The sequence below is a fragment of the Arthrobacter sp. MMS18-M83 genome (genome assembly GCF_026683955.1).
Lineage (GTDB): Bacteria > Actinomycetota > Actinomycetes > Actinomycetales > Micrococcaceae > Arthrobacter.
The window spans coordinates 5,029,068-5,047,495 of sequence record NZ_CP113343.1; the positions used below are offsets into that span (position 1 = coordinate 5,029,068).

An 18,428-nucleotide genomic window follows, 5' to 3' on the forward strand; every position below is an offset into this window, starting at 1 on the left:
TGCCAGGCTTCGCTCCGCCGCTGCGGCAGAAAAAATGGATCCCGGAAGAGGATCGTACCTACTCAGCAAAATACCTGGCCTGCCCGACTTGGGGCGACATGTCGAGTAGCTCATCCGCACCAAGCCTCGCAGCACCGACCAAAGCCGCCTTATTTCCGAGACGCGACGGGCTAATCACCAAGCGGCGAGTGGCGATGGACATCGCCTCCTGATAGACCACGCCCCTGATTGTTGAGAGCACATCATCGCTGAGCTCAATCATTCCGCCACCCAGGATAATCGTCCTCGGATTAAACATGTCAACCAAAATCGCCGTCAGCTGGCCCAAGTGACCTGCCGCATCCCGTAACGCAGCCAATGCGGCCGGATCTGCCTTTCGAACCAGCTGGGTCAGCGCCTTTCGTCCGGCCCGCGGATCTGTATCACTGTCTGTTTCGATACCAAGCTGGGACATGACGGCATGAAGACTCGCGTAGGCGCCGATGCAACCGACCTTGCCGCACTGGCATCGCGCATCAGCTCGGCTATCAATGCGCAAATGGCCAATGTCGCCTGCGGAACCGTCTGCACCACGGTGGATTTTTGCGTCCGCCGTAATAAGCCCGGCACCGATCCCGGTCGAAAGCTGCAAGTGCAGCAATGGCAGCTCGTCGCGATGCACTGTTGTCGCTGCCCCCAGGGCCATAAGGTTTGCATCGTTATCCATGAGTGCCGGAGCACCGAAGTGCTCACTCAGGATTTTCGCGATCTGAATGCCCTCCCAGCCGGCCATGATGGATCGGTGTGCCGTGACTCCCTCGTGGAAGTCCACGGGTGCCGGGACACTGGCTATGACCTGACGGACGTCGGAGAGTACGAGATCATGGCCGGACAGGAGATCGGCTGCAGCATCGAGAACTCTCCCAATCACAGCCTTTGGGTCCGGATTCAACAGGATATCGATAGTGCGTGAGTCCACAACAGCGGCGCTCGCATCGGATATGGCTACGCAAGTATTCGTACGATCAAAGATCACATCCACGACATATCCGGCGCCCCTGCCGACCGTCAATTCTCTCGCCGGACGTCCCCGTGCCCCTTGGGACTCCTCCAACTCGGCGAGGACCTCATCGCGGAGCATTTGATCCACGTGTAGGCCAATCGTCGAGCGCGCCATCCCGGTCACTCGCGCCGCCTGGGCCCGGCTCGTCACTTTACCTGCAGCAACCAAACGCAGGATCGTATTGGCTGGCGATCGGTCGTTTGATAACTCGCTCATGCACTCATTATGACCCAGATCATCTCATTTAGTCTGATGATCGGACTTAAATCGGCATCTTGTGGCACAAAGATCTCCGCGGATAGCCTGCGGATAGCGGCTTTTCAACCCATCCAAAGGAACATCAATGACTCGTAACATCGGCATCGTGGGCGCCGGCAATATCTCCGCGCGCTATATGCAAGGCCTGCAAAAGTACCCCGAACTAAAGGTCAACTACATCGCAGACATCGACCATGTGCGGGCCGCCTCGCTTGCCGCAGAATTCGCCGTGCCGCGTTCCGGCAGCGCAGATGCGCTCCTTGCCGACGACAGCATCGACATCGTCATCAACCTGACACCACCGAATCTGCACGCCCGGACTGTCATCCAGGCGCTGGAAGCCGGGAAGAGCGTCTACGTGGAGAAGCCTCTGGCGACGACCCGGGAGGATGGGCTGCTCATGCTGAAGGCTGAACGGGAGAACCCCGGCATTCTCGGTTCCGCACCGGACACGTTCCTGGGCAGCGCAGGACAAACCGCCCGGCACGCCATAGACTCCGGCTACATCGGCACGCCAATCGGGGCAAGCGCATTCGTCCGCTCTTCTCGAGCAGAAACCTGGCACCCCAGCCCCGGCTTCCTCTTCCAGCAGGGAGGCGGACCGGTCATGGACATGGGACCGTACTACATCGCAGCCCTCGTGAACTGCCTCGGTCCGATCCGCCGAGTGAGCGCCGACGCACGCATCGGGTCCGAAACGAGAATTGTCACGGCACCCGACCGGACGGTGGACGAAATCCCGGTCACCGTCAATACACACGCATCCGCTGTCTTCTCATTCGCCTCCGGCGCCATCGGGACGGTTCTCATGAGCTTCGATGTCTGGGACACAACTCTGCCCAGGATCGAGATATACGGAACCGAAGGAACACTGAGCCTCAACGACCCGAATACCTTCGACGGCGATGTGCGGCTCAAGCGGCGCGAGCACGGCGAGTGGCAGGTGCTTAAGCCTGTGACACCCCTGTTCGGAGCCGTCGGCACGCCAGAGCAGCACCGCCGTGGACTCGGCGTGAATGACCTTGCTGGCGCATTGTCCGGCGGACCGCACCGGGCCAGCTCAAGCTTCGCTTTCCACGTCCTGGACGCCATGCTAGCGATCGACGAGGCAGCAGCCGCCAAGCAGACCATCTTCCTTGAGAGCCGGACAGAGCGTCCGGCACCGCTGTTCAATTCCTGAACCCAGGCTTCGGCCTCACATCATCGAAAAGAGTTTTCATTTGCCTATCTCCCCCAGCCAGTTCGCCATCAATCCGCTCCAGTGGGTCGCCACGGACGACGGATGGATCAACCCCGGGCTTGCCCCCGCGCTCCCCGATCGCCTAGCCAGGATTGCTGCCGCGGGATTCACCGCTATCCAGTCTGAGGTTCCGTCCGGCTCCAGCGTGGCCGAATATGCTCACGCCCTTGAATCCGCTGGTATTCGCCCGGGTCCGGGATATATCGGGATGCCCTGGGAAGAACAATCTGCCGACAGGGCGCAATACCTCGAACGCGCCAAGGTGCTTGCCGCCAACAACGTCGAGCTTGGCAATGAGCTGCTCTTCCTGGCAATGGGCATGCAACGTGACGCGCCGCGAGTGGCGCATCCTGCCGTCGGTCACGACCACAACCCAACACGACTGGAGCAGGTCCGGGACTACCTCGCCGAGGCCGCTGAGATCATCACCGCCGAAGGCGCAGTCGCTGCCCTGCACCCACACATCGGAACCTGGGTGGAAACCGCAGACGACGCCCGCTTCGTTCTGGACACGGTGGACGAGAAGATCCTGAAATTCGGTCCCGACGCCGGACACTTTGCTTGGACTGGCATCGATCCAGCCCTGATCATCGCCGAATACCGCACTCGAGTCGCAGGAATCCACATCAAGGACTACCGATTGGATGTAGCACTCAGGAGCCGCACCGAAGATATTGATTACCGATCCACGGTCCGTGCTGGAATCTGGACCGAGCCCGGAGCCGGCGACGCCGATATCCCTGGAATCCTGGCCGCCGCTGGTGATGACTTCACAGGCTGGGTGGTCGTCGAAGTGGACCGCGGAACCACGGAAGCCCCTGAAGACAGTGTTGATCTGTGCGGCCGCTGGTTTACCAGCCACTTCGGGCTGGAGAATGCTTCGCGCTGAATTGCCATCGACTACGGAGGCGGGAAGTCCTCGGCCGGCTGCTCATCTTTTGAGCGGCCGGCCGATTCTGTCCCCGGCCTCTAGCAAGCTGCACCACGTCACGCGCGCTTAGGCAAGCATCTCGAACTCAGTAACCATAGGAGGACACACGTTTTGACTCCTCGAATAAGGATCCGCTCCGTCTTGGCTTGGGCCGGATCGATTTGTGCCCGGTACAGCATGGTCATGGCCGGATTGGCGTGCGAATCCGAGGCGTCTCTCACCGCCGGACCCGACGATAGGCAACGCCGACCTTTGCATCAATTACGCCGATTAGAAAACTAATTTCGGCATCTTGCGAACAGGTGAACGCTAAATGATGCTTAAACAATGCAGTGACGGGGCCCACAGCGAGGACTACGGAAAGGTCGCAGGCGTGCCAACCCGAGCGCAGGAACGGTTTTCCGTGTTCACCAGGCAAGCCCCCTGGCCACGCGGAGGCCAACAATCCCGGATCTTCCAAACGCCAAAGCAAGCACTAACTTGCAGTTGAAATTCCAGTTCCTTCAAGGAGTAAGACCATGAAACGAAAGCTCATACTTGCCGGCGCCGTGTCGCTGGCGCTGGCGATGTCAGCCTGCGGGGGTAGCGGGGGCGCGGAATCAGGTGGCGCCAAGGCCGGTGGCACGCTGAATCTCGCTGTATCCCAGGCCCTGAAGTCCTGGGACCTCGCCGAAGCAGGCATGGGGAATGCCGAACAGTACTACGAACCGGTCTTCGATGCGCTGCTTCACATGGACTCCAAAGGTGCACCCACCGCGAACCTCGCCACGTCGTGGCAATACGACGCAACCCTGACGACACTCACGCTCAAACTACGGACCGACGTGAAGTTCAGCGACGGAACGCCGCTGGATGCGGAAGCGGTCAAGGCCAACCTGCTGCACACCAAAGCCGGCAAAAGTGAAGCCGCAGCCCTGATCAAAGCAATTTCCGACGTTCAAGTTACCGATCCATCAACTGTCCTGGTTAAGTTGTCCACCCCGACGCCGTCGCTTCTGAGGAGCCTGGCCAACGTTCCCGGCATGATCGCCAGCCCGAAGTCACTCACGAGTCCCCAGGTCCCCGTGGGTTCGGGACCCTACACCCTCGACCCGGCAGCCACTACTGCCGGCACCGAGTACGGGTTCGTAGCGAACCCGAACTATTGGGATAAGAGTTCCTACCCATTCGCGAAAGTGGACATCAAGACGATGTCTGACCCGACGGCGCGGACCAATGCGCTTCTGTCTGGTCAGCTTGACGGCGCCGGCATTTCCCCGGACCGTGTTGACGCTGTCAAGGCCGGAGGCCTCAAGGTTGACACGGTTACTCCCGGGGTCGTTGAAGGACTCTACATCTGGGACAAGAAGGGCGCAATCGTACCGGCTCTTGCCGATGTCCGTGTGCGTCAAGCTCTCAACTACGCGTTCGACAGCGCATCGATTGTAAAAATCGCCAAGAAGGGCCTGGGGACGCCAACAACCCAGCATTTCACGTCTGACAGCGAAGCTTTTGTGCCCGAAATGGATCAGACTTACAAATATGACCCTGCGAAAGCCAAAGCGCTGCTGGCTGAGGCCGGATACGCTAACGGTTTCGACGTTGTCATGCCCGACATTTCATCGCTCTTCCCGGAGATGCAGGCGGCCATGGTTGAGCAGTTGGGGAACATCGGCGTGAGGGTCAAACTGGATAAGATTCCGTTCGATCAATTCATGCCCTCGATTCTTGCCGGCAAGTACGCCATGTCCTACTTCAAGACAGGTGGCGTCGATCCCTGGATCGCCATCCAGCTCATCGTTTCCAAGCAGGCCACGTGGAACCCATTGCACTACGAAGACACGCATGTAACTGACTTGTTGTCCCGGATCAGTGCCTCCACCGGATCTGCGCAGGTCGCCCTGTATAAGGAACTGAACACGTACTTGGTCCAGCAGGCTTGGGATGCACCCTGGGACGTGGTGAAGGACGTCTACGCGTCCTCGAAGAACGTCCAGGTCACTATGCACCCGTTCTACCAGACCCCGCCCCTGTTCAACTTCAAGCCGGCCAGCTAGCAACCCCGGCACTAGACCACCAGTAACTAGAAGGAGGACGGGATGGCCGTGTTTCTGATTCGGCGCCTGTTGGCAGGGATCCTGCTCGTGATCCTCGTCGCCAGCGCGACCTACATCTTGCTGAATTACACAGGATCTGACGTGGCTCGCAACATTGTGGGGGAAACGGCGACGCCGGAGCAGGCCTTGGCCAAGGCCGCGGAACTAGGGCTCAACCGACCGCTCGGAGTCCGCTACTTTGACTGGCTTGGTACGACCTTCAGCGGCGACCTAGGCAAGTCCTGGTTCAACAATGTGCCCGTGTCGACCACGCTGCTGAATGGCCTGCCGGTAACCCTGTCGATCATTTTCGGTGCTTTGGTCCTGTCAGCCTTGGTCAGTGTCATCCTGGGCTCGCTGGCGGCTGTCCGTGCTGGCTGGTTTGATAAGACCGTTCAGGCTTCGGCGGTACTGGCTGATTCGATCCCCGGCTTCCTCGTGGCGCTCGTTCTGGCCATGGTGATCGCGGTAAACCTCGGTTGGCTCCCGGCGACAGGTTTCGTCCCGTTCCAGCGCTCTGCGGTTGAATGGCTGCGATCCATTACTTTGCCGTCGGTTGCACTGGCATTCGGGGCCACCGCGGCGACCACCCTGCAACTTCGCGGCTCCATGCTTGACGTTCTCAAACTGGACTACGTTCGCACACTTCGCAGCCGCGGCTTGAGCGACCGGCGGGTTGTGTTCAAGCACGTCCTCCGCAACGCTGCACCTCCGGCTGTTACCGTGCTCTCCCTTCAATTCATTGGACTGGTCGGAGGAGCGGTTATCGTCGAAAAAGTCTTCGGGCTTCGCGGCATCGGCAGCATCGCCACTTCGGCGGCGGTCCAGGGGGATGCGCCGGTGGTGCTGGGCGTCGTGATCGTGATGGTCCTGATCGTTGTCGTTGTAAATCTCATTGCTGACCTGGCTTACGGCTGGCTCAACCCCAAGGTGCGTGCAGAATGACCATCCCTCCCATTGACGGCACAGTGGCCGCCGCTGCTGCGAGCGGGGAGACAGCAAAGCGACGTCACATAGTTGTCAGGCTGCTTCAGGACCCCGTTGCCATCTGCTGCATCGTCGTTTTGTTACTGCTGACGGCTGCGAGCGTTCTGGCTCCTTTCCTCACGGTCCAGGACCCGATCAAGTCATCGCTTGCCGAGACCCTTGCGCCAATGAGTCAGCAACACCCCCTCGGTGCCGATGGCGTGGGGCGCGACGTTGTGGCTCGATTGCTGTACGGAGGCCAGACCAGTCTGGCCGCGGCTTGCGTGGCGGTTTTGGTCGCGTTTGCCGTGGGCGTACCTGCCGGTCTCTTTGGCGGCTACTATCGCGGGCGTGCCGACGCCATCCTTGCGTGGGCCAGCAACTTCATCATGGCGGTCCCGGCCATCATCATCCTCCTTGTGGTCATGGCCGCGGTTTCCCAAAGTACCTATGTCGCCATGGCGGTCCTGGGACTCATCGTTTCACCGTCCGTCTACCGCCTGGTTCGGGCATCCGTAGTATCAGTGCGCGAGGAACTGTTCGTTGACGCGGCGAAAGTTTCCGGTCTGTCTGATGCACGGATCATGCGCCGGCACATCCTTCCTGTTGTCCAAGCACCTTCCATCATCCAGGCTGCCCAGATCTTCGGCGTTTCCATCGGCATTCAGGCCGGCATCGCCTTCCTGGGCCTGGGTTCGCCTACCGAAGCCAGCTGGGGGGCAATGTTGAACGACGCGTTCGCCAACATCTACTCCGCGCCGCTGTTGCTCCTATGGCCTGCACTGATCATCTGCATGACCACGGCCTCGCTCGCCCTGCTGGCCAACTCCCTGCGCGACAACCTCTCTGGCTCCAGGAGGCGGCCCACACGACACTCAGATCGCGTCCGTGATGGGGCATCGTCGAGCGAAGGATCGGGGTCGGGGAATTTCGCTGAAGTTGCGGACGATGTCTTGCTCGCAGTGGACAATCTGAAGGTGGACTACCCGGTCGACGGCGGTAGGCGAACCGTGGTGGACGGGGTATCACTGACCGTCTGCCGCGGTCAGGTCCTGGGCCTGGTGGGAGAATCCGGTTCGGGCAAGAGCCAGACAGCCTTTTCCCTTCTCGGCCTGTTGCCTCCAGAGGCGAGGGTCTCGGCTGGCCGGCTGCTGTTTGACGGCATGGAGCTGAAAGGGCTGGGGCGTGGCGCCATGAATCGACTTCGTGGAAAGCGCATCGCTTACGTGCCACAGGAACCTATGTCCAACCTGGACCCATCGTTCACCATTGGTTCCCAATTGGCAGAGCCGGTACGCCAGCACATGAAGGTCTCAGACAAGGAGGCAAAGGCACTCCTGCTCGGTCTCCTTGAACGGGTGGGCATCAACGACCCCGCCCGGGTGTACTCCTCGTATCCGCATCAAATATCAGGAGGCATGGCACAGCGGGTACTCATCGCCGGCGCGATTTCCTGTGATCCGGATCTGTTGATCGCTGACGAGCCGACTACCGCTTTGGACGTCACGGTCCAAGCCGAAATACTCGACCTGATCCGGTCCCTGCAGGCGGAACGCAACATGGGCGTCATCCTCGTGACCCACGATTTCGGCGTGGTTGCCGACATCTGTGATCGCGTGGCCGTCATGCATACCGGAAAAATCGTTGAAACTGCCTCCGTCCAGGACCTTTTCTCGGCCCCGCAGGATGCGTACACCCGGATGCTGCTGTCATCCACTTTGGAGGACGCCAAGCCGAGGTCCCCTTTGAAGAGCACGCCGAAGTTGCCTAAAAAGGCACAAACCGCCTGATGGGAAGCCACATGATCGCCTCTGTTGAAGCCCCCGCAGAATCACACAATGGATCCGACGGTCCGTTGCTGAGCATTGAGAACGTAACAGTCGAATACCCTTCCAAAAAATGGCGCAGCCCCGATTTCCTGGCCCTCAAGGGGGTCTCCCTGGACATACAGGCGGGCGAAACCGTGGGATTGGTGGGCGAATCAGGCTCGGGAAAGACCACCCTCGGACGGGCAGTCCTCGGACTTGCACCGGTTACCACTGGACTCATCCGCTACGACGGCCAAGTCATCTCGGCCATGAACCGCAAGCAGCGGCGGACCCTCAGCGACGAAATCCAGGTTGTGTTCCAAGACCCTTACACGTCGCTTAATCCAGCCCTGACCGTGCTTGACATCCTTACGGAGCCCTTGCTCACCGCAGGCACCAAGCGGGCTGAGGCCGAACAGCGGGTGAAAGACCTGCTCGAACAGGTCCATCTTCCACGGGACGCATCAAACCGGCTGCCCCGGGAATTCTCCGGCGGACAACGTCAGCGTATCGCCATCGCCCGCGCGCTGTGCCGGGATCCGCGCCTGATCGTCTGCGACGAGCCTGTCAGCGCACTCGACCTCTCGAACCAGTCACGTGTCCTTGACCTATTTATCGAAATCCAGGAGCGCACGGGGGTTTCGTATCTCTTTGTGACCCACGACCTCTCGGTGGTGCGATACATCAGCCATCGTGTTGCGGTCATGTACAGGGGAGAAATCATCGAAACCGGAGACGCCGCCAAGGTCACCACTGAGCCGAAAGAGGCCTACACGCAGAAGCTTCTGCTGGCCGCGCCCGTTCCCGACCCTGCCCGCCAAGCAAGCCGCCGTGCTGCCCGCCAAAAGTTCAGTGCCAAGCTGCACCTGGCGGGTCCATTCGAAAGCCCCGCCTCATGAGTGGCATAGAACATGGATCCAACCGTCAGTCGCCCTCCCCGTTGCGGGTAGCCGCGATCGGATACGCCTTCATGGGAAAGGCACACTCGAATGCGTGGCGAAACGCGGCCAGCTTCTTCGACGTTCCGGCGTTCGAACAAAAAGTACTCGTTGGCAGGGACGCCCGGCAGGTCGCCGAAGCCGCCGCAAAATACGGCTGGGCCGAGACTGCAACAGACTGGCGCGAAGTGATCGCCCGGGACGACATCGACATCGTCGACATCTGCACGCCCGGCTGGATGCACGCCGAAATCGCCATTGCCGCCCTCGAAGCCGGCAAGCACGTCCTCGTCGAAAAACCCCTTGCAAACACCCTGGCCGAAGCCGAAGCCATGGCCGCTGCCGCGCGCACGGCCCGCGAACGCGGCGTGCACTCCATGATCGGCTTCAACTACCGCCGCGTCCCGGCCCTCGCCCTCGCAAAGGAGCTGATCGCCGAAGGCAGGCTCGGCACCGTCCGACATGTTCGCGCTGCCTACCTGCAGGACTGGCTCGCGGACCCGGACTCCCCCATGACCTGGCGCCTCAGCAAGGAAACCGCCGGATCCGGTGCGCTGGGCGACATAGCCTCCCACGCTATCGATCAAGTACTGTTCCTGCTCGGCGATTCCGTCACCGAAGTGTCCGGGCGACTGCACACTTTCGTAACCAGCCGCCCGGGCGCAGACGGTCCGGAACACGTCACGGTCGACGACGCCGCCTGGGCCACCCTGACTCTCGGGTCCGGGGCAATCGCGTCCGTGGAAGCATCGCGCATGGCGACCGGGCAGAAGAATTCCCTCAAGCTCGAAGTCTATGGGGACAAGGGCGCCTTGCTTTTCGACCTGGAAAAGCTCAACGAACTCGCTTTCCTCGATTCCACCATTCCGGTCAGGGAACAAGGCTTCAGCCGCATCCTCGTCACCGAACCCGAACACCCCTATATGAACGCCTGGTGGCCGCAAGGTCACATCATCGGCTGGGAACACACCTTTACCCACGAAATCCGCGACTTTCTCATTGCGATTGGAAACGGCACCGAGCCCTCGCCGTCATTCGACGACGGCCTGTCCGTCCAACGCATCCTGGCCGCGATCGAGGAAAGTTCTGCCGCCAAAAGCTCCCTCATCCAGGTAGCGGGCTCCTAAGCCAAAAGTCGGCCGTCTGGTCGTCACCTCATGCGTTAGAGTCTCCGGCCAAAGGCAATTCGAACGTGAACGAGGCACCCCTGGACTCATTTTCAACGGCGTAGATTCGGCCGTGTTGGCGCGTGATAATACGGTGGCTGAGAGCTAGGCCAATGCCGCTTCCCGTGGACTTCGAGGTGAAAGCTCCGTCGAAAATGCGGCCATCTGGGATGTGGGACAGGCCTTTGCCGCGATCAGCCACCCGGAAAACACCGGCATTCTCGGTAGCGTAAGTCGTGATGACGACGTGCCGCTCGCGCTGCGGCCAGCCAGACATCTCGTCGATGGCATTGTGGCAAAGGTTTAGGATCACCTGCCCCGTGAGGACCTTCTCGCAGCGGATCCAGATCGGGTTCTCGCTCATGACCAGCTGCAATTCCGTCTCGTGTTGATCGGCCCGCAGCCGAATGAAGTACAGGCAATCCCTGACAATTTCATTCAGGTCCACCACTTGTTCGGAATGCTCCAGCTGCACGACGAAATCCCGCAGGCTCTTCACAATCTGGTTTGCCCGGTCGATTTGCAGCCGGGCATTATCCAGCCCATAAATAAGATCATTGATGCTGCTCTCGGGATCCCTTACTCGACGGGATACTCCCTCCACGAAGTTCGTTGCTGCCGCAAGTGGTTGGCCGAGCTCGTGGGCGATCGCCATGGCCATATCGCCCATCGCGTTGTACCGTCCCAGGTAATTCAGGTGCTCAAGGTCCCGCCGATGCTCTTCTTCGGCAGCAACCTGCTCCGTGATGTCCTGGAGCAGCAGCATGGCACCAGTGAGATCCTTTTCAAGTGCTAGATACTGGCAGCTGACGCCGAACCATTTGTTGGCGCCGTCGGGATGCGCAACTTCGACGCGCAGACTCGAGGAGGAGCCGTCAGCGGGATCCCTGGCCAGAGCCTTCTCCAGGGCAGGCCTGGAGGAGACGGCGCAGAGCTCAACGAAGTTCTCCCCCAGCAGTTCGTCCACTGCGTGCCCCAGCTGGCCCGCTGCCGCTCCACTGGCGAAAGTGATCCGGCCATCCCGGTCCAGCACGAGGATACCCTCAGCCATGCGCCGCAGGAATGCCTGCAAACGCCCCTCTGTCCTCTGTAGGTCCGATTTCAGGGACTCTTCCTTTTCGATGTCCCGGAACTGAACCATGATGGCCTCGCCGGCTGTCAATTCGACCCGGACTGCAATGGCCTCCGTCAGGAATTCCCGCCCCGTCTTGGACCGGTACATCCACTCGGTTCTGCTGATTCCGTGGTCGGCCGCATCCTGAAGCCATCGCACACCCACCGAGCGGCGGAATCGGGAATCCGCGCTGCTCATGTCCGGCGCCTTGAGTGGTTTCAATTCCTCCAAGGTGAAGCCCAGCATGTCGCAGGCAGCCCGGTTGGCCCAGAGGATGTCCTTGGTGACGGCGTCATGGATCAGGATGCAGTAACTCAGCGACTGGACAAGGCGTTCATAATCCTCGGTGGCGGGGCCCGGCCCGGGGACGAACCCGGCTGCGCGGACAGAGAAGGGCCCGCGTCTTCAGGCTCGGCAGTCCGGCCCTGGGGTTCGCCTGGCAAGGAAATAGGCACACACGATTTTAGCGCGCGGACGCCATTTCCCGCATAGGTATTTCCCTTAGTCTTCCCTGGCATTTCCTCGGTCCACGGGTACGAATCACCGATTGAAGGCAACCGCCCCCACAAATAGCTTTAATCCCAGAAACAATTTGTCAGCAGTATCGATTGGAGAAATTCGATGACCGACGTCTTGGCTAGGGCTCCGCAATCCACGCTCGACAACGTGCTCAAGCTTATTGCCCAGCGCCGGGAAGAATTCGGAGAAAATAGATTTGTCCCCCGGGACATCATCTCGGAATTCAAGAAGTTGGGCATCTACCGGGCCGCAACTCCCCAACGCTTCGGCGGCGACGCCCTCCCGCCGAGCCAGTTCCTTCGGATCATCGAGCAAATCTCGGCCGTGGATGCCTCAGCAGGCTGGGTGGCCAGCTTCGGCTCCTCCGTCTACCTGGCTGCCCTCCCCCTGGACACCCAGGCCGAGCTGTACGCCGACGGTCCCGATGTAGCGTTTGCCGGGGGCTTGTTTCCTGTCCAGAAAGCCGAACGCGTCGACGGTGGCTGGAATGTAGCGGGTGAATGGAAGTTCTCCAGTGGCTGCAAAGGCGCCGACATCCTCGGTGTTGGACTCGTGGGCAACGAGCACACTGACGGCAAGCCGCTGACTGCGCTGTTGCGTCCCGAGCAAGTCGAGATCGTTGAGAACTGGGATGTCATCGGCCTGAATGGCACTGGCAGCCATGACCTGCGGGTCCACGGCCAGGTGGTGAGGGACGAATGGACCTTTGTCCGTGGCGGCGAGCCCACCGTAGACGAGCCGTTGTACCGCTACCCGGCGATTGCCTATGCGGCCCAGGTACTCGCCGTCGTCAATCTCGGCGCAGGCCGCGCAGCCCTGAACTACGCAATCAGCACCGGGAGCGGGCGCACCGGCATTACCGGTGCCCCCAAGCTTGCCGACAGGGCCTACTACCGCATGGACGTTGCCAAGGCCGAAGCCGAGCTTCGCTCTGCCCGCGCGTTCTTCTACGAGATTTCGGACGAGGTGTACGCCACGGTCGAGGCCGGCGACCCGGCGACAGACAAGCAAAAAGCGCTATTGCGCCTGGCGTCCACCCACGTGGCCCGGGTCGGTGCCAAGGCGGTGCACACTGCGTACACGCTCTCGGGAACGGCGGCCATCTACGACACCAACCCAATGCAGCGCTACCTGCGCGACGCCTCGGTGGTCACCCAGCATGCGTTCCTCGGAGACGGGATCTACGACGGCGCCGGCGCCGTCCTGATGGACGTCCCCCCGTCAATTCCCGCCTTCATCTGACACAGGACTCAAGGAGCTGATATGAGCCAAACCGCCACCACGCCGCCACTGCGCGTACTGTTCTGCATCGGTATCAACCAGAACTTCTTCGATCTGCCCAAGAGCGAAATCGGCATTGTCTGGACTGCCTTCTCAGGGATGATGGCCGACATGGCGCGTATGCCCGGCGTCGACGTCATCGGCAACATGGATGACGATTCCCACTTGGTGGGACCGTCGGACAGCTGGCCCTGGACGTGCTACGTCCTGGCCGACGTCGATACCCAGGAGACTGTCAAGGCTGCGTGCAACCTCTTCCGCACGACGATGGTTGGCGAGTACGCCCTCTGGCGGTACGCCAAGATCGAGGCGCGCATCGGCCGGGCCCTGACCATCCGCGACGACGTCGAAACGGCTGGCTAGCCACATGGAACACGACACCGCAGCTACCTTGGCCGAACGCTTGACCGTGCTGGAGCTCCGGGAAGCGGCACGGGCCACGCTCTCCCGCTACATGGACTTGTGCGACGTCCCGCGGGAATTTTTCCTGTGGGAGGACATGGCTTCGCTGTTTACCGAGCATGCGGTCTGGGAAGGCGTCGGCTCCGAGTACACGGGGAAGTTCGGACGTCTGGAGGGCCGTCCCGCGATCCTCGCGATGCTCGCTGACTTTCTTCCGCCGTCGTCGCACTTCAAGCGCAATGTCCATTTGCTCGGCAACGGCCGCGTCGTTGCCGCCGGCGGCACCGCCAGCGGTGAGTGGATCATGCAGCAGCTTTCGGAGTACGACGGCGGCGGGACGGAACTGATCTCGGCCCGCCTCACGGTCGACTTCGAACTCAGCGACGGAATGGTACGGATACGCCATTTCCGCACCGAAAAGCTGTTTACCGCCGCTCTCGTCAACCCCGTCCATGCATAGCACCGAGAAAGAAACCAAGGAGCACCCCATGACTTCACCAACATCCGAAAGGGCCGGCGGATTCGCGGGCCTTGCCGAGGGCGACCGTGTCGCCGCGCAGCTCTACACCGATCCGGAGATCTTCGACTGGGAGATGGAAAAGATCTTCTACAGCACCTGGGTCTGGGTAGCCCACGAAAGTGAGATCCCGGAGGCCGGCAGCTTCAAGATGTCGCACATCGGCCTTCAGCCGGTCATCGTCAACCGTGACCGCAAGGGCAACTTCAACGTGCTGCTTAACCGCTGCCGCCACCGCGGCGCGAGTGTCTGCGAGGTACCGAAGGGCAAGGCAAACGGCTTCACCTGCCCCTATCACTCGTGGTCCTACTCGTTGGAGGGCAGCCTTCGCGGCATCCCTTACCCGGACGGTTACGAGGGCGTCACCGAGAAGCGCGACCTGCCCCTGCAGCGCCTGCGCGTGGAGAGCTATAACGGTCTCATTTTCGCCAGTTTCAAGCCCGACATCGAGCCGCTTGAGGACTTCCTTGGCGATGCGAAAATCTGGATCGACCGCTTCATGAAGCAGGGCGCAGGCTTCCCCGTCAAGGTCCAGGGCGAGCACAAATTCCGTTTCAACGGCAACTGGAAGATCCAGCTCGAAAACACTACCGACGGCTACCACTTCCCCATCGTCCACCGCTCCTGGATGGCCTCCGTGGACGCCGAGACGGCGGACATGCTGTCCTTCATGACGGACGAAGCGGCTGTCACCCACGCCTTGGGCAACGGGCACAGCGTCGCCATCATGGTCCCTGAACACGTGGACCTCGAGGATGACGACGGCACAGAGGAATTGCAGGAACGCTTCCGCCACATCATCGACGAGCTCTCCGAGACCATGCCGACGGACCAGGTCCGCCGTATTGTCCGGTCCATGCACGGCGCTGGCTACAACCTGAACCTGTTTCCCAACCTCTCGCTCTCCATGTCCTTCTTCCGGGTCCTGCGCCCGATCTCCGTCAACGAAACGGAAATCCAGCACATGGCGCTCGGTCTCGAGGGCGGCCCGGAGAGCGTGAACCGCGAGCGCCTGCGGATCCACGAGCACTTCCAGGGGCCGTTCGGCTTCGGCACATCGGATGACTCCGAGGCTTGGGACCGGGTGCAGCGCGGCGCCGTGGCGAACCCCGACATGCCGATCCTGGTCAACCGTGGCTTGGGACGTGAGGTGACCGTGGATGAAGGCTGGAAGACCTCGCACGTGACCGACGAAACCGGCATGCGCGAATCCTACGCAATGTGGAAAAGGATGATGAGCGATGAAAACTGACACCGTTGAAGAAGTGGCCGCGATCGACAACCGCCCGGCGCCCCAGCGCTACGAGTTGGGTCTCGGTCGGCTCGCCGATCCCCTCGTGGGCCGTGCCATCGAGCTGATCTGGCGCGAGGCCCAACTGCTGGACGCCAAGGACTACGAATCCTGGCAGACGCTCTACACGGAGGACGCCAAGTACGTCATCCCCGTCGACCCTGAGACTGAGGACTTCGAATCGTCACTGAACATGGTGTACGACGACGCGCGGATGCGCCACATGCGCGTCACCCGCCTCGTGCAGGGGTACTCGATGTCCGCCGTCGCTGCCGCCCGCACCTCACGAACAATCTCCCGCTTCACCGTGGAAGAGATCACCGAGGACACCGTCACCCTGCGCTCTGCGCAGGTTCTGGTGGGCTTCAAACGCGACAAGTTCCAGATGCTCGGGGCCGACCTCACACACCGCATCCGCTTCACCGGCGACGATGCCCGGATTGAGCTCAAACTCATCCGACTGGTCAACTCCGACTCCGCCGTCAACGCCTCCGGCTTCCTCCTCTAGGACCACCATGAACGCAGGATCCACAGTGAACCATGTCGCACTCATTACCGGCGCCGCTCGCGGTCTCGGTGAAGTCATCGCCCGCAAGCTGCACAAGGAAGGCTTCAGAGTGGCCATCACCGGTACCAGCGCTGCCTCCGTGCAACCCATCGCGGACAGCCTGGACCCCTCCGGGGAAACCGTTTGGGCCGGCGCCCTGGATGTCCGCAGGAAAGCCGACTTCGAGGCCGTTCGGGACGTCTTGGCCGGCAAGTGGGGTGGGACGGATGTGCTGGTGAACAATGCCGGACGTTCCCAAGTCGCGCCTTTGCTGGAGATCACTCCGGAGGAGTTCTCCGCGAATGTTGAGATCAACCTCAACGGCACTTTCCTGGGCTGCCAGGTGTTCGGTCCGCATTTCCGGGACCGCGGATACGGCCGGATCATCAACATCCACTCTCTGGCAGGCCACAATGGCGGCACGGCCACGGGAGCTCACTATGCGGCCTCCAAAGGCGGTGTCTCCACCCTGACCAAAGTGTTCGCCCGTGAGTTCGCATCCTCGGGCGTCACCGTCAACGCTGTGTCCCCCGGGCCGCTAGACCTCCCGGTGGTCTACGAAACCGTCGATCCGGACAAGTTGGACACCATCAAGGCCAACATTCCGGTAGGCCGCTTCGGAGATGCCGAGTTCATCGCAGACACCGTGGCCCTCTTGGCCTCCCCCGGCGCATCCTCCGTCACGGGAGCCTGCTGGGACATCAACGGCGGCCTCTACATGCGCTAGCACCGGCTGGCCCATTTACAAGCTGACAGAAGAAAGGAGCGTTGCCCCATGGGCATGTTCAAGGTACGCGTAGCTGAAGTACTGGAGGAGACAAGCAACATCAAGTCCTTCCGCCTCCAACGTGCGGACGGGGCACCGTTCGACCCCTATCCAGCGGGCGCCCATATCGACGTCGTCGGCCCGACCGCCGTCGTAAGGCAGTACTCGCTGTGCAGTCCACCGGACGATCTTGACGACTACGTGGTGGCAGTCAAGCTGGAACCGGAGTCACGCGGTGGTTCACTGGCCCTCCACGACCACGTCGAGGTCGGTCACGAGCTGGAGATCAGCGCACCGCGCAACCTCCTCTCCGTCGCCGAGGACGCCGACCGGCACATCCTGGTGGCGGCCGGCATCGGCGTCACCCCGATGATCAGCATCGCCTACCACCTGCACCGGAGAGGAGAAGAGTTCGATCTGCACTACTTTGCGCGGTCCCGCGAAGAAGCCGCATTCTGCGAACTGCTTGAGAAGCGAAGCGGTTTCGGCGAGCGCGTACATTTCCACTTCGGGCTGCAGCGTGACCAGCAGCCGGCCGTGCTGGACGGCGCATTCGCGAGCCTCAGCGCCGCCTCGCACGTGTATACCTGTGGGCCCCAGGGCTTCATGGAGCGTGTACGGGACAACGCCACTGCGGTGATTCCCGAGGACAATGTGCACATCGAGCACTTCCAGGCCGGCGAGCCCGTGGACACCGACGGCGACACCCCCTTTGAGGTGGAACTCGACGACGAGGTCTACGAGGTCCCCGTTGGCCAGTCCATCGTCCAGGTCCTCGCCGACAACGGCGTCGAAGTGGACACATCCTGCCAGGAAGGGATCTGCGGGACATGCATCATGGGGGTACTCAAGGGCGAACCGGACCACCGGGACCAGTGCATGTCCAACAGCGAAAAGAAGGCCAACGATCAGATCGCGGCCTGCGTTTCCCGGTCAAAATCCTCCAGGCTGGTTCTGGAGCTGTTCTGACAGCCGCTTGCCTTACACACTGAAGAAGCGGAGGCAACGACCGGTCCGGTCCCGAGCTCTCCGGCCGTGAACATTCCGGTTCGAATTCAAGATTGAAGAAGAGGTCGACTAAGAACCATGGCTCGATTGACAAATCTGCGCATCAACAGGCTAACTCGGCCTTTGGCCATTGATACGGACACTCCGCGTTTCGGCTGGGCACTCGAATCTGAGGATTTCAATCATTGCCAGGAATACTTCCAAATAGAAGTAACCACCGCGGCCGGAGATCCCGTATGGGACTCCGGCCGCGTCAGTTCCGCTTGCTCCCAGGAGATTGCTTTCGGCAATTGCGGCAAAGTGCACTGTCAGCTGGCCCCCGAAGGCAAATACACGTGGACTGTAACGGTCTGGGATAACAAAGGCCGTGAACTGTCCGCGGTGTCCACGTTCGAGACAGCGATGTTCGCTAAGAACATGTACGCCTGGGACGGGGCACAATGGATCGGCGCAAGCCGCCCCCACCTTGATTCGCACAGCCTGGTTGTGTATCGGGTCAGGTGTCTGTTCAGAATCCCGCAGGGCAGCACGACGGCCTCATTCATTCTGGGGGCCAATG

The 18,428-nt window shown here is 61.1% G+C and carries 16 protein-coding genes and 1 pseudogene; 15 read left to right on the plus strand and 2 right to left on the minus strand.

Translation table 11 applies throughout. The features are described 5' to 3' along the window. Positions 1 to 58 precede the first annotated feature (58 nt). Positions 59 to 1,258 (minus strand): ROK family protein, encoded by a 1,200-nt coding sequence (locus tag OW521_RS23690; RefSeq protein ID WP_268021889.1) that lies wholly within the window; start codon positions 1,256 to 1,258, stop codon positions 59 to 61. Between the two features lie 127 nt (positions 1,259 to 1,385). On the opposite strand from OW521_RS23690, the gene OW521_RS23695 reads away from it, so the two are divergent. The 7 genes from OW521_RS23695 (at position 1,386) to OW521_RS23725 (ending at position 10,385) form a co-directional block, all read left to right on the plus strand. Beyond that, the gene (locus OW521_RS23695; protein ID WP_268021890.1) at positions 1,386 to 2,480 is read left to right on the plus strand and encodes a Gfo/Idh/MocA family protein; all 1,095 of its coding nucleotides are present in this window, start codon (positions 1,386 to 1,388) and stop codon (positions 2,478 to 2,480) included. 40 nt (positions 2,481 to 2,520) lie between these two features. Then, positions 2,521 to 3,429 (plus strand): sugar phosphate isomerase/epimerase family protein, encoded by a 909-nt coding sequence (locus tag OW521_RS23700; protein WP_268021891.1) that lies wholly within the window; start codon positions 2,521 to 2,523, stop codon positions 3,427 to 3,429. A 560-nt stretch (positions 3,430 to 3,989) separates the two neighbouring features. Next, positions 3,990 to 5,507: an ABC transporter substrate-binding protein gene (locus OW521_RS23705; protein ID WP_268021892.1), complete on the plus strand. Its 1,518-nt coding sequence runs from the start codon at positions 3,990 to 3,992 to the stop codon at positions 5,505 to 5,507. 42 nt (positions 5,508 to 5,549) lie between these two features. Next, complete coding sequence (locus OW521_RS23710) at positions 5,550 to 6,491, plus strand: ABC transporter permease (protein WP_268021893.1); 942 nt, start codon at positions 5,550 to 5,552, stop codon at positions 6,489 to 6,491. Continuing rightward, the gene (locus tag OW521_RS23715) at positions 6,488 to 8,302 is read left to right on the plus strand and encodes a dipeptide/oligopeptide/nickel ABC transporter permease/ATP-binding protein (RefSeq protein WP_268021894.1); all 1,815 of its coding nucleotides are present in this window, start codon (positions 6,488 to 6,490) and stop codon (positions 8,300 to 8,302) included. The genes OW521_RS23710 and OW521_RS23715 overlap by 4 nt, the downstream gene beginning before the upstream one ends. Positions 8,303 to 8,313: 11 nt before the next feature. Beyond that, a complete protein-coding gene (locus OW521_RS23720; protein WP_268021895.1) occupies positions 8,314 to 9,219 on the plus strand; it encodes an ABC transporter ATP-binding protein in 906 nt (301 codons plus the stop codon). After that, a complete protein-coding gene (locus tag OW521_RS23725) occupies positions 9,216 to 10,385 on the plus strand; it encodes a Gfo/Idh/MocA family protein (protein WP_268021896.1) in 1,170 nt (389 codons plus the stop codon). The genes OW521_RS23720 and OW521_RS23725 overlap by 4 nt, the downstream gene beginning before the upstream one ends. A gap of 28 nt (positions 10,386 to 10,413) precedes the next feature. On the opposite strand, the gene OW521_RS23730 is transcribed toward OW521_RS23725, so the two are convergent. Next, positions 10,414 to 11,856 (minus strand): two-component system sensor histidine kinase NtrB, encoded by a 1,443-nt coding sequence (locus OW521_RS23730; protein ID WP_326494045.1) that lies wholly within the window; start codon positions 11,854 to 11,856, stop codon positions 10,414 to 10,416. Between the two features lie 303 nt (positions 11,857 to 12,159). Between OW521_RS23730 and OW521_RS23735 the strand changes: the two genes are divergently transcribed. From OW521_RS23735 to OW521_RS24515, 8 genes and pseudogenes are all read left to right on the plus strand, one after another. Beyond that, positions 12,160 to 13,299, plus strand: coding sequence for an acyl-CoA dehydrogenase family protein (locus OW521_RS23735; protein WP_268021897.1), 1,140 nt, complete (start codon positions 12,160 to 12,162; stop codon positions 13,297 to 13,299). A 21-nt stretch (positions 13,300 to 13,320) separates the two neighbouring features. Further along, the gene (locus OW521_RS23740; protein WP_268021898.1) at positions 13,321 to 13,701 is read left to right on the plus strand and encodes a hypothetical protein; all 381 of its coding nucleotides are present in this window, start codon (positions 13,321 to 13,323) and stop codon (positions 13,699 to 13,701) included. Positions 13,702 to 13,705: 4 nt separating this feature from the next. Next, entirely contained in the window at positions 13,706 to 14,200 is a 495-nt protein-coding gene (locus OW521_RS23745; RefSeq protein ID WP_268021899.1) for a nuclear transport factor 2 family protein, read from the plus strand. Between the two features lie 28 nt (positions 14,201 to 14,228). Next, entirely contained in the window at positions 14,229 to 15,509 is a 1,281-nt protein-coding gene (locus tag OW521_RS23750) for an aromatic ring-hydroxylating oxygenase subunit alpha (RefSeq protein WP_268021900.1), read from the plus strand. Then, entirely contained in the window at positions 15,499 to 16,056 is a 558-nt protein-coding gene (locus tag OW521_RS23755) for an aromatic-ring-hydroxylating dioxygenase subunit beta (protein ID WP_268021901.1), read from the plus strand. Before OW521_RS23750 ends, OW521_RS23755 begins: the two co-directional genes overlap by 11 nt. A 7-nt stretch (positions 16,057 to 16,063) precedes the next feature. After that, entirely contained in the window at positions 16,064 to 16,822 is a 759-nt protein-coding gene (locus OW521_RS23760) for an SDR family NAD(P)-dependent oxidoreductase (protein ID WP_268021902.1), read from the plus strand. A 48-nt stretch (positions 16,823 to 16,870) separates the two neighbouring features. Then, positions 16,871 to 17,830: a PDR/VanB family oxidoreductase gene (locus tag OW521_RS23765; protein WP_268021903.1), complete on the plus strand. Its 960-nt coding sequence runs from the start codon at positions 16,871 to 16,873 to the stop codon at positions 17,828 to 17,830. Positions 17,831 to 17,947: 117 nt separating this feature from the next. Further along, a pseudogene (locus tag OW521_RS24515) lies at positions 17,948 to 18,217 on the plus strand (glycoside hydrolase family 78 protein); the annotation flags it as partial. Positions 18,218 to 18,428: the final 211 nt, after the last annotated feature.

Bases quoted from the DNA above. Each gene is read 5' to 3' on its own strand.
- OW521_RS23690 (WP_268021889.1), bottom strand. From the start codon at position 1,258: ATGAGCGAGTTATCAAACGACCGATCGCCAGCCAATACGATCCTGCGT.
- OW521_RS23695 (WP_268021890.1), top strand. From the start codon at position 1,386: ATGACTCGTAACATCGGCATCGTGGGCGCCGGCAATATCTCCGCGCGC.
- OW521_RS23705 (WP_268021892.1), top strand. From the start codon at position 3,990: ATGAAACGAAAGCTCATACTTGCCGGCGCCGTGTCGCTGGCGCTGGCG.
- OW521_RS23710 (WP_268021893.1), top strand. From the start codon at position 5,550: ATGGCCGTGTTTCTGATTCGGCGCCTGTTGGCAGGGATCCTGCTCGTG.
- OW521_RS23715 (WP_268021894.1), top strand. From the start codon at position 6,488: ATGACCATCCCTCCCATTGACGGCACAGTGGCCGCCGCTGCTGCGAGC.
- OW521_RS23720 (WP_268021895.1), top strand. From the start codon at position 8,314: ATGATCGCCTCTGTTGAAGCCCCCGCAGAATCACACAATGGATCCGAC.
- OW521_RS23725 (WP_268021896.1), top strand. From the start codon at position 9,216: ATGAGTGGCATAGAACATGGATCCAACCGTCAGTCGCCCTCCCCGTTG.
- OW521_RS23735 (WP_268021897.1), top strand. From the start codon at position 12,160: ATGACCGACGTCTTGGCTAGGGCTCCGCAATCCACGCTCGACAACGTG.
- OW521_RS23740 (WP_268021898.1), top strand. From the start codon at position 13,321: ATGAGCCAAACCGCCACCACGCCGCCACTGCGCGTACTGTTCTGCATC.
- OW521_RS23745 (WP_268021899.1), top strand. From the start codon at position 13,706: ATGGAACACGACACCGCAGCTACCTTGGCCGAACGCTTGACCGTGCTG.
- OW521_RS23750 (WP_268021900.1), top strand. From the start codon at position 14,229: ATGACTTCACCAACATCCGAAAGGGCCGGCGGATTCGCGGGCCTTGCC.
- OW521_RS23755 (WP_268021901.1), top strand. From the start codon at position 15,499: ATGAAAACTGACACCGTTGAAGAAGTGGCCGCGATCGACAACCGCCCG.
- OW521_RS23760 (WP_268021902.1), top strand. From the start codon at position 16,064: ATGAACGCAGGATCCACAGTGAACCATGTCGCACTCATTACCGGCGCC.
- OW521_RS23765 (WP_268021903.1), top strand. From the start codon at position 16,871: ATGGGCATGTTCAAGGTACGCGTAGCTGAAGTACTGGAGGAGACAAGC.